The 13,079-nt window shown below is 59.2% G+C and carries 16 protein-coding genes and 1 pseudogene; 8 read left to right on the top strand and 9 right to left on the bottom strand.

Annotation, left to right across the window (positions count from 1 at the left end; genetic code table 11):
* The first annotated feature begins 375 nt into the window (after positions 1-375).
* The 4 genes from nrdG to folB all read left to right on the top strand — a co-directional run bounded on the left by nrdG (position 376) and on the right by folB (position 2,693).
* Positions 376-957, top strand: coding sequence for an anaerobic ribonucleoside-triphosphate reductase activating protein (gene nrdG / locus AAA021_RS07405; protein WP_349088674.1), 582 nt, complete (start codon positions 376-378; stop codon positions 955-957).
* Between the two features lie 66 nt (positions 958-1,023).
* Entirely contained in the window at positions 1,024-1,581 is a 558-nt protein-coding gene (gene folE, locus AAA021_RS07400) for a GTP cyclohydrolase I FolE (protein ID WP_349088673.1), read from the top strand.
* Position 1,582: 1 nt separating this feature from the next.
* Complete coding sequence (locus AAA021_RS07395; RefSeq protein WP_171021502.1) at positions 1,583-2,164, top strand: HD domain-containing protein; 582 nt, start codon at positions 1,583-1,585, stop codon at positions 2,162-2,164.
* A gap of 43 nt (positions 2,165-2,207) precedes the next feature.
* On the top strand, positions 2,208-2,693 hold the full coding sequence (gene folB / locus AAA021_RS07390; protein WP_196025577.1) for a dihydroneopterin aldolase: 486 nt from the start codon (positions 2,208-2,210) through the stop codon (positions 2,691-2,693).
* Between the two features lie 6 nt (positions 2,694-2,699).
* On the opposite strand, the gene AAA021_RS07385 is transcribed toward folB, so the two are convergent.
* The 4 genes and pseudogenes from AAA021_RS07385 to AAA021_RS07370 form a co-directional block, all read right to left on the bottom strand.
* Positions 2,700-3,476 (bottom strand): SprT family zinc-dependent metalloprotease, encoded by a 777-nt coding sequence (locus tag AAA021_RS07385; RefSeq protein WP_349088671.1) that lies wholly within the window; start codon positions 3,474-3,476, stop codon positions 2,700-2,702.
* Between the two features lie 70 nt (positions 3,477-3,546).
* Entirely contained in the window at positions 3,547-4,581 is a 1,035-nt protein-coding gene (locus AAA021_RS07380) for an IS3 family transposase (RefSeq protein WP_349088669.1), read from the bottom strand.
* Positions 4,470-4,709: pseudogene (locus tag AAA021_RS07375) on the bottom strand (transposase); the annotation flags it as partial. The gene AAA021_RS07380 and the pseudogene AAA021_RS07375, both read right to left, overlap by 112 nt.
* Before the next feature lie 102 nt (positions 4,710-4,811).
* A complete protein-coding gene (locus tag AAA021_RS07370; protein WP_349088668.1) occupies positions 4,812-5,825 on the bottom strand; it encodes a membrane dipeptidase in 1,014 nt (337 codons plus the stop codon).
* Positions 5,826-5,945: 120 nt separating this feature from the next.
* Between AAA021_RS07370 and AAA021_RS07365 the strand changes: the two genes are divergently transcribed.
* From AAA021_RS07365 to AAA021_RS07355, 3 genes are all read left to right on the top strand, one after another.
* Positions 5,946-6,374, top strand: coding sequence for a peptidylprolyl isomerase (locus AAA021_RS07365; protein ID WP_035138874.1), 429 nt, complete (start codon positions 5,946-5,948; stop codon positions 6,372-6,374).
* 3 nt (positions 6,375-6,377) lie between these two features.
* Positions 6,378-6,956: a hypothetical protein gene (locus tag AAA021_RS07360; RefSeq protein WP_349088666.1), complete on the top strand. Its 579-nt coding sequence runs from the start codon at positions 6,378-6,380 to the stop codon at positions 6,954-6,956.
* 83 nt (positions 6,957-7,039) lie between these two features.
* Positions 7,040-7,837 (top strand): HAD family hydrolase, encoded by a 798-nt coding sequence (locus AAA021_RS07355; protein WP_161115752.1) that lies wholly within the window; start codon positions 7,040-7,042, stop codon positions 7,835-7,837.
* A gap of 77 nt (positions 7,838-7,914) precedes the next feature.
* Here AAA021_RS07355 and AAA021_RS07350 read toward each other — a convergent pair whose 3' ends face one another.
* From AAA021_RS07350 to AAA021_RS07330, 5 genes are all read right to left on the bottom strand, one after another.
* Positions 7,915-8,295, bottom strand: coding sequence for a transcriptional repressor (locus tag AAA021_RS07350; RefSeq protein ID WP_349088664.1), 381 nt, complete (start codon positions 8,293-8,295; stop codon positions 7,915-7,917).
* Between the two features lie 61 nt (positions 8,296-8,356).
* The gene (locus AAA021_RS07345; protein ID WP_161115753.1) at positions 8,357-8,767 is read right to left on the bottom strand and encodes an acylphosphatase; all 411 of its coding nucleotides are present in this window, start codon (positions 8,765-8,767) and stop codon (positions 8,357-8,359) included.
* A gap of 2 nt (positions 8,768-8,769) precedes the next feature.
* Positions 8,770-9,876, bottom strand: a complete 1,107-nt coding sequence (locus AAA021_RS07340) for a Gfo/Idh/MocA family oxidoreductase (protein ID WP_349088662.1) — start codon at positions 9,874-9,876, stop codon at positions 8,770-8,772.
* A 73-nt stretch (positions 9,877-9,949) separates the two neighbouring features.
* A complete protein-coding gene (gene rnhA / locus AAA021_RS07335) occupies positions 9,950-10,486 on the bottom strand; it encodes a ribonuclease HI (protein WP_148332744.1) in 537 nt (178 codons plus the stop codon).
* 48 nt (positions 10,487-10,534) lie between these two features.
* A complete protein-coding gene (locus tag AAA021_RS07330) occupies positions 10,535-11,437 on the bottom strand; it encodes a LysR family transcriptional regulator (protein ID WP_349088661.1) in 903 nt (300 codons plus the stop codon).
* Positions 11,438-11,710: 273 nt separating this feature from the next.
* Between AAA021_RS07330 and AAA021_RS07325 the strand changes: the two genes are divergently transcribed.
* A complete protein-coding gene (locus tag AAA021_RS07325) occupies positions 11,711-13,021 on the top strand; it encodes an O-acetylhomoserine aminocarboxypropyltransferase/cysteine synthase family protein (protein ID WP_349088660.1) in 1,311 nt (436 codons plus the stop codon).
* The last annotated feature ends 58 nt before the right edge of the window (positions 13,022-13,079 follow it).

Genomic DNA, 13,079 nt, shown 5'->3' with positions numbered 1-13,079 from the left:
TCGGACAGTCCTGGCTCACGACGGAGGCGCCACTGGCGCCTCCTGTTCGTGCGGAACTCATATCGAGCAAAGGCCCGGGGCCTCGCTACGGGGCAGCCAAGTTGATGTAGCTGAGATGCAGCATGCGGCCTGCTCACTCCTCGAAGTTCTTAGCGGAAATGAGTTGACTTGCAACAACGCTTTGCTTGCGATGGCGGTTGAGCTGCAACAAAGTTTTTATTGGACCTCGAACCCTATACTCGATGTTCGCTTCGTTCATTGAGTTACCCTTTGCATGAGGCCGGGACATATCGTCCCGCCCGCAGTTTCGCAGGCCGAAGGCCGAGAATGTTTGAGGACGGGATGATATGTCCCGGCCTCCCGGGAGAGTTACCTATGAACTACGCGAACATTAAGTATTTCGACATTGCTGATGGGGAAGGCGTTCGTACTTCTCTGTTTGTGAGCGGGTGCCGTCGCGGGTGCAAGAATTGCTTTAACTCCGTCGCGTGGGACTTTGCCGCGGGTGAAACGTTCGATCGTGCCGTCGAGGACAAGATTATCGAGAGCCTCGACCATCCCTTTATCGATGGCCTGACGATTCTGGGCGGCGAGCCTATGGAGCCCGAGAATCAGGTGGGGCTTGTTGACTTTATCGAACGCGTGCGTGCGGCCTATCCCGCGGGGTCGGGCAAGACCATTTGGTGCTTTACCGGCGACGTGCTCGAGGAGCTTATGCCGGGCGGTCGCCATCATACCGAGGTGACGAACCGTATCCTGGCCTGCCTCGACATGTTGGTGGACGGCCCGTTCGTTCAGGATTTGTACGATATCTCGTTGCGCTTTAGGGGCTCGAGCAATCAGCGCGTGATTGATATGAACGCCACGCGCGACCGCGCTGTGCGTGAGGGCGTTGCGCTTTGCGACGCTGTGGAGCTTTGGCGGGACGATCCAGTCTATTCGACCCATACTATGTAGCTTGTGGCCGATGCCAAAGGGCGTGGTACCATAGCGCGAACGCAAAATCGGAAAAGTGAGGCCCAGATGGTCGATCAGGAAAAAGTCGAGGCCGCCATTAAGCTGTTGCTTGAGGGCATAGGCGAGGACCCAACTCGTGAGGGCCTGCTGGAGACCCCGGCGCGCGTTGCCCGTATGTATGGTGAGATCGCCGGCGGTATGGACCAGAGTGCCGAGGAGCACCTGTCCAAAACCTTTGCCGTCGCTTCGAACGATTTGGTTATCGAGCGCGACATCACGTTCTACTCGCTGTGCGAACATCATCTACTGCCGTTTTATGGCAAGGCCGCCATTGGTTATATCCCTAACGGTCGGGTGGCTGGGCTTTCCAAGCTTGCCCGCACGGTTGAGGTTTATGCCCGCCGTCTGCAGCTGCAGGAGCAGCTGTGTGCGCAGGTTGCCGACGCTCTCATGGATTATCTCGCTCCCCAAGGAGCGATCGTACTGATGGAAGCCGAGCATATGTGCATGACGATGCGTGGCGTGCAAAAGCCTGGTGCCAAGACCGTAACGCTCGCTCGACGCGGCGTCTTTGAGACCGATCCCGCGCTCGAGGAGCGGTTCTTTAGGATGCTGGGCCGTTAGCATGAGGGTCGTCAACGACTTTACATCGAAGACCGACGAGGGGACGTCGCGTCGCGGCTTTATGGCTTCGGGCCTGGCCCCCTTTGGTGCCATGCCTCGTATTGATTACATTTGTGCCAACGGGCTGTTCCGGCGGCACCTGGGCAACATTGCACAGTTGGAATCGGGGCGCATCTTCTGCCGCCATGGTATTGACCATCTTCTCGATGTCGCTCGCATTATGTGGATCAAGAATCTCGAGGAACAGCTCGAATTTGACCGCGAGGTCATCTACGCCACGGCACTTCTTCACGATATCGGCAAAGATGAACAGTATGAATCGGGTATATCTCATGATGTTGCAAGCGAACGCGTCGCTGATGCGATTCTCGGCGGCATGCCCGATGACGTGGCGTTTGAGCCGGCCGATGCCGCAGCCATTAAGACGGCCATTCTGGGCCATCGAAAGCTGCGCGTGAACAGCCAACCGCTTGAGCGCCTGCTCTATGCAGCCGACAAAGCGTCGCGCGCTTGCTTTGCATGCCCCGCGCGCAATGCTTGCAACTGGAGCGATGATAAAAAGAACCTGTCGATTCGCGTGTAGTTAGTTTGCGCGGTCGGGGTCCTAAACGAAGGAGACGATCGCGATGAGCAATAAGAAACTGCCCGAGAATGCAACCAAGACTGAAGGCGCCGAGCTCGCCCGCCGTGGAAGGGGCGAAATATCCACCGCAACGGCGGTACCCCACGTGAGCTATGACGATCTGCGCCATGCCGACCGCATCACCGTTGAAGGTCTTGAGGTCTTTGCTAACCATGGCGTGTATCCCGAAGAGAACGTGCTGGGCCAGAAGTTCATCGTGTCCTTGGTGCTCTATGCCGACCTGCGTGCAGCGGGGGAGCACGATAGCCTGGACGCTTCGATTGACTACGGCTCGGTGTGCCACGATGTCGATGGCTATCTGCGCGAGCATACGTTTAAACTCATCGAGGCGGCAGCCGAGGGTGTGGCCCAGATGCTGCTGCGTCGTTACCCCTTGCTGCTTGGCGTGCGTGTTAAGCTCGATAAGCCTTGGGCTCCCGTCGGTCTTCCCCTGGCAAGCTGCGGCGTCGAGATCGAGCGCGTGCGCTAGTCGACGCTAGAGCTTGTTGAGGGGCGGCTGCTTGAGCCGCTGCGACAGAGCTCTATTGTTGGGACAGTACGTGTCGAGCAGGGCGTGAAACCGCTGATTGTGGCTTGGCTCGAGCAGGTGGACGAGCTCGTGGGCGACAACCATGTCAAGGCACTCGACGGGGTAGGCGGCAAGTTCTCGTGCGATGCGAATGGCGCCGGTTTTGGGCGTGCATGATCCCCAGCGCGTTTTCATGCTGCGCACGGAAACGCGGGAAACGGCGACACCCATTGCGATTTCGTATGCGTGCACCATATCACGCAGCGCCGTGGTGACCTCGGATGCATAGAGCTGGTCGATGCGGGTCTGGAGCTCATCGGACGTCAGGCCGTCGAGGGTTGCGCGCCGCTTGGCCTGTGGGCGTTCGTTCGATTTGTCGGCACCCATAAAACTTGCGAAGGTGGCCTGCTTGGGCCGCGGTGCGGGTGATGCAAAGTTGCGATCGAGCGCATCTTGTACCGTGATGGGCTTGCCCCAAAGTGCAATGATGGACGAGGGGCTGAGCGGCTCTCGCGCCGTCGCCTGACGTTGCTCGCGCTGGGCAAGTCGACCGATAATCCAGGCGCTGTTGCGCTTCACAAACGCTTCGATACGCTCGCGGCTGGCGCCGAGCGGTGCGCTGGCGTGGACCTCACCGCTCGATGTGACGCGCAGGTTGAAGTTTTTGACGCGCTTTTTGGTAACGACGACGGGGATGGGAGTCCCATCCGGTTGGGGTAGGAAAAGCGTAAATTGCTGCGTCAAAAGTGGTCCTTCAGATTGGGGACGGGGGCCTGGAGTGGGAAGGATAAACTGGACTTTCTTTTAAGGATCCTCAAGCGTATTGCCGCTCGTATTCCGCTGGAGACATGTAGCCCAGGGTGGAATGCATGCGCACCCTATTGTAATAGAGCTCTATGTACTTGAAGATGTCCTGCTTGGCCTCGTCCCTCGTCCCATAGCTCCTCTCTTTCACCAATTCCCTTTTCAGCGTCTTGAAGAACGACTCGGCCACCGCGTTGTCCAGCGGCGTGCCGGGCCTTGATACCGACTGGACTATGCCATGCGAGTCCAGACACCGCTGGAAGGAACGGGAGGTGTACTGCGCGCCCTGATCGTCATGGAAGACGAGGCTGCCGTCATCTGGCGGACCCTCCCTGCCGACCGCCTGCTCCATCGCGTCGATCGCGACCTTCTCGGTGATGCGCTCGGACATCGACCAGCCCACGACCTTGCGGGAGAAGGCGTCTATCACGGCTGCGAGATAGAGCCACCCTTCTCTTGTGGGTATGTAGGTGATGTCGCCCACCCAAAGCCTGTTGCGCTCGCCCACGGTGAAAGCGCGCTCTACCAGGTTCAACCGAGGGTCTCCCGGCTCGACCTTCTTCTGGATGCGGTGTTTTCGGGTCGCGCCCTTTCCGGCAAGTCCGAGCTTCTGCATGATGCGGAGCACGCGCTTCTCGCTCACGACGATGCCGCTTTTTCGCAGTTCGCGGTTGATGCGCCGGTAGCCGTAACGGCCCTTATGCCGCTCGAAGGCCTCGACGACGAAACCTTCGATCGCCTCCCGCTCTATCTGGGCGTCGGACTTCTTCCGGCCGAGATACTCGTAGAAACCGGATTTCGAGACTTTCATCAGCCCGCATGCCTTCTTGATGGGGCCAATCTCGCCCCTATGCTCTTTGAGGAACTCGAACCTCACGCATGGTCTTGACTCAAGAAGGCCCGGAAATTTTTTAGTATCTCGTTCTCGCGCTCGAGCTCCTCGACCTTCTTCTTGAGCTTCACGATCTCGTAGTCCTTGTTGATCTTCGGGGAGCCGTTTCCGGGGAACGCGCCGTCTCCCATCTCCTCGTATTCGCGGGCCCATCTTCCCAGCGTCGAATCCTTTATGCCGAGTTCCTCCGATAGGCCTTTGACCGTCATTTCCCCGGACAGGACCACCTTTGCCGCCGAGACCTTGAACTGCCTGTCGTATCGCTTTCTTCTTTGGGTCATCTTGAACACCTTTCGCTCTTAACTAGGTGTCCAATTCATCATACCCACTCCAGGCCGGCATGTCGACCGTTCGGCATGCCGGCCCGCTCAGGGGATGTGAAATTAATAACGCTCAAAGAAGGCAAGGGCATTATCGCTGCAGAGCTTCTGCATCACGGTCTTGCCAAAGTGCTTGGAGAGCATGTTCTGGAACTCGGGCATCTTGCTGGCATCGGAGAGGAAGGCGGGCACCGTGGCACCGTCCCAGTCGCCGCCGAGCGCGATGACGTCCTCGCCGCCCAGGTCGAGCCAGTGCTCGATATGTGCCGCCAGCTGGTCGAAGGTGACGTCTGCGGCTGTCTTGTCGGTTGCGTCGTTGGAAAGGAACTCGCTGCAGTAGTTGAGGCCGACGATACCACCCATGTCGCGAATGGTGCGGAACTGGTCGTCGGTGAGGTTGCGCTTAACGCCGCAAACTGCACGAGAGTTGGAGTGGCTGGCGACGAAGGGACGTGTGGCGTGGGCGACAACCTCGTCAAAGCACTCATCGTTGAGGTGGGAGACGTCAAGCACCATGCCGGCGTGCTCCATCTGCGTAAGTGCCTCGATGCCGGCGGCGGTGAGGCCGGCGTGGGTATCGTGTCCGCTCGCGAGCGGTCCCTGCGCATTCCAGCTGAGCGATGACATGAGTACGCCCAAGCTCTTGAGCACCTCGATCAGCGCGGGGTCCTCGGCAAAGAACGTGGCGTTTTCGATGGTGTGGATGCAGGCGACCTTGCCGTCTTTGAGCGCGGGGCGAATGTCTGCCGCGCTGCGTACGTTGACCATGCGGTCGTGGTTGAGCATTGCCTGGCCGCTCATATGCGCCATGAGCTGCGCCTGGAAGCGCGCGGCGTGGGCGGTGGGAATCTCATCGGGGACAAACGTGGCGAAGCACTGTGCCCATGGCGTGTTGCCGATCTTTGCGAGCGAGATGGCGCAGGCGTTGCCCTCGATGAGGTCGAAATCTTGCGGATGCGTTTCGTCGCCGGGGAAATAACCGTCGGTGCCGGCGGTAAAGCGCAGGTCGAGATCGAGCGTGGCCCAGCCGATTCGGTCGGCGGTGTCGCAGTGTAGGTCAAATACGGGATATGCCATGGTTCCTCCGGTTGCAGCGTTTCTTTGCAAACTGTCTTCAAATTGTATGACTAGGGTATAGTTAGCGCCATATGTTCATGGCGGCCCGTGTTGTGCGCCGCCCTTATCACGGAGGTTTCCATGTCCAACCAGGGCAAGAAGGTCAAGACTCATTATCGCGGCACGCTCGACGACGGCACGCAGTTCGATAGCTCCTACGATCGCGGTGAGCCGCTGGAGTTCACCTGCGGCGCCGGCCAGATGATCAAGGGCTTCGACGCCGCTGTTGTCGACATGCAGGTGGGTGAGAAGAAGACCGTGCACATTCCTGCTGCCGATGCCTACGGCGAGCACAATCCCGAGATGGTTCTGACCTTCCCGGCCGAACAGGTTCCCAACATCGAGCAGATTGAGAAGGGCATGAAGCTCTTCTTGTCCACGCCGAGCGGTATGCCCGTCCCCGCCGTGGTCATCGATGTAACGCCCGAGGCCGTGACGCTCGACGCCAACCACGAGCTGGCCGGTAAGGACCTCAACTTTGATATCGAGCTCGTCGAGGTCGAGGGTTAGAGTATGCCTGAACGCTTGGTTTCGACGACATGCTTGGGAAATCTCAACGATCCGTCCTATGAACTCCTGCTTCGCCGGAAGTTGGGCGGCGTCTTTGAAGTTGACGATCTGCTGCTCGATTGGGACCAGGCTGATGTATACGCGTTTGTGGGCGTGACGGAGCTGGGGCGCACGGTCGATGTTCGGCTGGATACTGCCAACGGCGGTCGTCTTGCCGACGGCGACGTGCTCGCCATTGACCGTTCGGGCATGGTGCCCGTGGCGGTTGTCGTGCGCTTGCGCAGCGCCGAGGTTTATTTGGTCGAAGTTGACCGCATGGACCCGATTGCGCTCGCGCATTCGTGCTGGGAGATCGGCAACATGCATGCGCCGCTCTTCCGGGGCGACTCGGACGAGCATACTGTGCGCATGTATACGCCGGTGCAGCCTGTTTTGGGCCGCATGCTCCGGGGTGTCGAGGGTGTTCGGCTCTCGCTGGTTACCCGTGAACTCGATGCGGACCGGCGCTTTGCGTCGAGTGCGGCGGAGGTCGTCGTGAGCATGGCTCCCGACTTTACCATCGTAAAAAAGGCGCGCGGCTAAGCGCGCGTATGCGCAAGACGGGCTTTGAGGGGCGACCGATCAAGGTCCGTCTTGCTGTTGATATGAGGCTTTGGGGGAAGCATATGGGTCTTGAGGGAATCAAACTGATTGCATGCGATTTGGACGGCACGTTGCTGCATCCGGGGGAGCGCGAGCTGCGTTCCGAGGCCTTTGAGCTTATCGATGAGCTGCATCGTCGTGGTATCGTGTTTATGCCGGCGAGTGGCCGTCAATATGCGAGCTTGCGCTACCTGTTTGCCCCGGTGGCCGATGAGCTCGCCTATGTATGCGAAAACGGAACCCTGGTGATGAGCGAGGGGCGTGCCGTCGTCAAGCGTTCCATGGAGCGTAGCCTTGCTATGGTTATCGCGAATACCGTGGTTGCGTATCCCCATACCGACATGACCCTTTCGTGTGAGGGGCACATCTACACCATGAGCGGCAACGATGCGTTCGTCGACCATTTGCGCTATGTGGTCCACTGCGATGTGGCGGTGGTCGACCGTCCCGAGGACATCGACGAGGATGTCATTAAGATTGGCTTCCAGACGCCCGAGGTGGATTATCCGGCGGCCCGGGAGTATTTCGAGCGCCTCTTTGGCGACCGTGTCGATGTGATGACGTCAGGAACCGCATGGACGGACCTTATCGGTTTCGGTTCGGGCAAGGGCTCCGCGCTTGTCGATTACGGTCGTGTCCTGGGGATTTCGCCCGATGAGATGATGGCATTTGGCGACAATGAGAACGATCGCGACATGCTCAACGTCGTGGGCCATCCCTATCTGATGGAGAGCTGCAACCCCACCATGCGCGGTATCAACGATCGCGTCCGTTACGTGCACACGGTCGAAGAAGAACTGCACCGCCTGCTCGCCGAGTAGGTTTTCGGGACATGCCTAGAAATGTACTGTTTGCTGCAAAGCGCGGAAAGGTGGATTTTAAGGCATGTCCCGAACATCTACCGGCAGTCGGGGCAGAGACCCTCGAAGATGGTGTAGTGCGACGTGACGTGCCAGCCGATTTGCTCGGACGCTTTGGCGTCGAGCTGGGCATCGAAGGGGAGCGGTACGTCGATGACGCGGCTGCACGAGGTGCAGATGATATGCGCATGCGGCTCGATCGTGCGATCGAAGCGGCTGCCGCCCGGCGTCTTGATGGAGAGGATCTCGCCGGCGTCGGCCAAGAGATTGAGATTGCGGTAGACCGTACCGCGGCTGATTTTGTCATCCTGCGCGCGCACGGCGTTGTAGATTTCGTCGGCGGTGGGATGGTTATAGCTTTGGCGCACGACGTCAAGAACCAGCTTTCGCTGCCTGGTATTCCTTCTTTGCACCGCCATGCGCCTCGCCTCTTTTCTATCAACGGTCGTAGGTAAATGATACCGTATTTAGCACACAATACTAATAATGAGGACTGAAACCGTCTTCATTGGCAAGTGGGGCTCGGGCCTGAGCGTCTATGAGGCGAAAACGCGTTCCCATGCGCTCGTAGGAGGCATGAAGCGCCTCGAGATGAGATAGGATATTTGCCGGAGCTCCCTGTATCTCCATCTCGACTGAGCCGTCTTCCATGTTACGCACCCAGCCGGTGAGTGCGCGTGCCTGCGCGAGGTTGGTGTTGGTAAAGCGAAAACCAACGCCTTGGACTTGCCCCTCCCAGCGCAGGAAATAGCGCAGGGGAGTGTCTTGAGTGGCCTCGTCGCTTGCGAGCACAGTAAGCCTGCGGCGCAGCTCGAGCTCGACGTTTGATGGTTTTTGAGGCTCTCGACTGCCGCCGGTGACGCTGGAGAAGAACGTATCGAAGAGGCCCATCGCTATGCCTGCTTGCCTGCGTCGGCCGGGAAGGTAATGCCGGCCTGCTGGCGCACGGCATCCATGATGCGTAGTGAGACGAGCGTGACATCGCGGTAGTGGCCAAGCTCGTGGCGTCCCGCCGGGGTCTCCCAAATCTCTTCCTTGACGTTATCGATGCCGCCGATGGCGGTGATGAAGTCTGTGAGTTCGTATTCCATAGTGTTGCTCGATTTGGGCAGGTCGAGCACGCGGCCGTTGTCGCCCTGTTCGCGCGGCGCCTCGGTCGCCGAGCCGCGTACGACGTCGCCGCGATAGTCGATGCGGACGTTGCGGGGCGTGGACAGATGGTCGATCTGGATAGTGCCACGCTCGCCTTCGATCTGCGAGGGCAGCAGGTCATTCGTAATTTTGGAGTGCGCGAGCTCGACGGAGATACGGCCACCGCCGTAGCTGGCGAGGATGGAACCGCAGCCGTCGATGGGGCCGTGCGTGAGCTGTCGCGTGGTGGGATCGAGCAGGGTGGTCATGCTCGTAAGGCCGGAGGGCATGCCGAAAATCTCGACCATGGGCTCGACGGTGTAGACGCCAATATCCATGAGGGAACCCGAGGCCATATTGCAGTCGAAGATATTGGTGGCGCGTCCCGCGAGAATCTCGTTGTAGCGCGAGGAATATTTTCCAAAGCGCAATGAGGCGCGGCGGATGGGGGCGATCTCACCCAGGGCGTCCTCGATGGCGTGGAAGGCGGGATCGTGGAGGGGACGCATGGCCTCGAGGGCCACGACACCTGCTGCCTCGGCAGCGCGGAAGACTTCCAGCGCTTGCGCCTCGGTGGCGCAGAAGGGCTTCTCGACGATGACGTGCTTGCCACCGGCGATGCAGGCAAGGGCCTGCTCGTAGTGAAGTGCGTTGGGGCTGCCGATATAGACGGCGTCGACGTCGGCGGCTGCCGCGAGCTCATCGAGTGAAGTAAAGTTTCGCTCGCCACCGCGCTCGGCGGTAAAGGCAGTACCGCGATTGGCGTCGCGTGAAAGCGTGCCCACAAACGCGGCTTGGTCGTTGGCGTTGACGACCTGGATAAAGTCGTCGGTAATCATGGATGTGCCGATGGTTGCGATACGCAACATGTGTCCCCCTTGCGTTGTTTGGCTTACAGGACGAGTGTAGCGCGGGAGGACACAAAAGCGTGCGAAAACGCCGTTACAGGTCGCTCTCGTTAAAGCCGGCGTCGATATCGAGGTTGCTGCCGTCGGCCGCCGTGGTGGCAAGCTCGTCGCAGCGCTCATTGAGCTCATGGCCGGCGTGGCCCTTAACCCAGATGAACTCCACTTTGTGTTTGCTCTTTGCGGTGAGCAGGCGCTCCCACAGATCGCGGTTCTTGACAGGCTGCTTGTTGGCGGTCCTCCAGCCTCGTTTTTTCCAGCCGTCAATCCAGTGTTTGTTGAAGGCGTTAACGACGTACTGCGAATCGGAATGGACCTCGACCTCGCAGGGGCGGTTAAGTGCCTCGAGCGCCACGATGACCGCCATGAGCTCCATGCGGTTGTTGGTGGTCTTGGCGTAACCGCGCGAAAGCTCGGAGGTGAAGGTCTTGCCGGCGGGGTTGGTGTATTTGAGCACGGCGCCGTAGCCGCCGCGTCCCGGATTTGATCGGGCCGAGCCGTCGGTATAGATGATGACCTTCACGGGCTTCCTTTCGTTGGGTACGTTTCGTGTGAGTGACCATTGTAGCGCCATGCCCGCCGGGGGCTAGCAATCTACGATTTCTATCCCGTCTTCCGACAGTTAGTTGGCATGGACGATGCGGTTGAGCTCGTCGAGGTATTGCTGCAAGAGGGGAGAGGGCTTGCGCTCGTTGTGCATGATATAGCCTACGTGCATCGTTGGGGCGTCTGCTAACGGGATCGATGCCATACCCCATTGCATTTCATTGGAGAGGACACCGGTCGACAGGGTGTAACCGTTCGACGTGATAAGTAAGTTAGTAAGTGTTCCGCGGTCCGAGATTCGTATGTTGCGGTCGCAAGGGATATAGCTAAAAGGTTCCTCGGCGTAATAGAAGGAGTTTGAGGTTCCCTGCTCAAAGCTGTAGCGCGTATAGGGTGTGAGGTCGGCAAGGGACAGCTGCGGGCGGCGGGCAAGCGGGTGGCGCTCGCTAACGAAGACGTGGACCGTCGCGTCGAATAGGGGATGGAAGCTCGCGCGCGCATCGGCAAAAGCCTTCTGCAGAACACGGGCGTTAAAGTCGTCCAGATACAGGATGCCGATGTCGCTGCGAAACGCGCGGACGTCATCGATGATCTGCGATGTGGTAGTCTCGCGCATGATGAACTCGAACTTGCTGTCGCGGCAGCGCTCGACCACGTTGACAAAGGCCTCGACCGAAAAGGCGTAGTGCTGGGCGGAAATGGCGAGGCGGGCTTGCGGGGTGCCGCCGTCCTCGTAGCGCGCCTCGAGCATATCGGCCTGCTCTACGACCTGGCGCGCATAGCCCAAAAGCTCGGTGCCGTCGTTGGTGAGCGTGACGCCGCGGCTGGAGCGCGTAAAGATCTCCAGGTGGAGCTCCTGTTCCAGGCTTTTGACGGCGTTTGAGATGCTGGACTGAGCGGTATAGAGGCGCTGAGCTGCGGCATTGATTGAGCCGGACTCTGCTACGGCGATCAGGAAACGAAGCTGCTGGAGGGTCATCGGCGCCATCCTTTCGAGTGTTATCTATATAACCGATAACAGGTTAGCGCTTTTAAGTGATTGACCGAGGGAAACAATGCTCGTACTATTCAAAACACACAAAGGCGGTAGGTAATTAAGCCAAACACGGAACCGGGATGCGAAAGGAGGCCCGCATATGAATTGCTTACCAAGACGAATGCCGGGCTCCTGTTTGCGCCCGTCGGCGTGATCAGGAGACAGCGACTTACTTCTCTCTAATTTATTAACTTTTGTTCGATCAAGGAGATCATCATGAGCCAGTTCATCAACAACCCCGAGCACACCTTTGGTTTCGATACCCTGCAGCTTCACGTTGGCCAGGAGAGCGCCGATCCCGCATCCGACTCCCGCGCCGTGCCTATCTACCAGACCACGAGCTATGTGTTCCGCAACTCCCAGCACGCCGCCGATCGCTTTGGTCTTGCCGACGCCGGTAACATCTACGGCCGTCTGACCAACTCCACCCAGGGCGTCTTCGAGGACCGTATCGCCGCACTCGAGGGTGGTGTGGCAGGTCTTGCCGTCGCCTCCGGTGCTGCTGCCATCACCTATACCCTGCAGGCTCTTGCCCAGGCCGGTGACCACGTGGTGGCTCAGAAGACCATCTACGGTGGCTCCTACAACCTGCTGGAGCATACGCTCTCCCAGTTTGGCGTCGAGACCACCTTCGTCGATGCCCACAACCTGGACGAGGTCGAGGGCGCCATCAAGGACAACACCATGGTCATCTACCTCGAGACGCTTGGCAACCCCAATTCTGACATCCCCAATATCGACGCCATCTCCGAGATCGCCAAGAAGCACGGTTTACCGGTTGTCGTCGACAACACCTTCGGCACCCCGTATCTGTTCCGTCCGCTGGAGCATGGTGCCAACATCGTCGTCCACTCCGCAACCAAGTTCATCGGCGGCCACGGCACCTCGCTGGGCGGTGTGATCGTCGACGGCGGTAACTTCGATTGGAAGGCGAGCGGCAAGTATGAGCAGATCGCCGAGCCCAACCCCTCCTACCATGGCGTCTCGTTTGCCGAGGCTGCCGGTCCCGCCGCCTTCGCAACCTATGTCCGCGCCATCCTGCTGCGTGACGAGGGCGCCTGCATCAGCCCGTTCAACGCTTGGATCCTGCTCCAGGGCACCGAGACTCTGTCGCTGCGCGTTGACCGTCATGTCGAGAACACCAAGAAGGTCGTTGAGTTCCTGGCTGGTGACAGCCATGTCGCCAAGGTGAACCACCCGAGCCTGTCTGAGCACCCCGATCACGAGCTCTATCAGAAGTACTTCCCCAACGGCGGTGCCTCGATCTTTACCTTTGAGATTAAGGGTGGCCAGGAGGCAGCTTGGAAGTTCATCGACCATCTGCAGGTCTTCTCGCTGCTCGCCAACGTGGCCGACGTCAAGTCGCTCGTCGTGCACCCGGCTACCACTACGCACTCCCAGCTCTCTGCCGAGGAGCTCGCCGAGCAGAACATCACGCCCTCCACGATCCGTCTTTCCATCGGTACCGAGAACGCCGAGGATATCATTTGGGATCTGAAGCAGGCCTTCGCCGCGCTGGACGAGTAAGGCGACTTGTGCAAGGACCCCTTGCGACTCGATAGGTATAACTGCATAAAATGCCTGC

This window comes from Collinsella sp. CLA-JM-H32 (assembly GCF_040098165.1).
In the GTDB taxonomy this organism is placed as follows: Bacteria; Actinomycetota; Coriobacteriia; order Coriobacteriales; family Coriobacteriaceae; genus Collinsella.
Note: the sequence above shows the minus strand (reverse complement) of the source record. Positions and strands in the feature narration are given on the sequence as shown.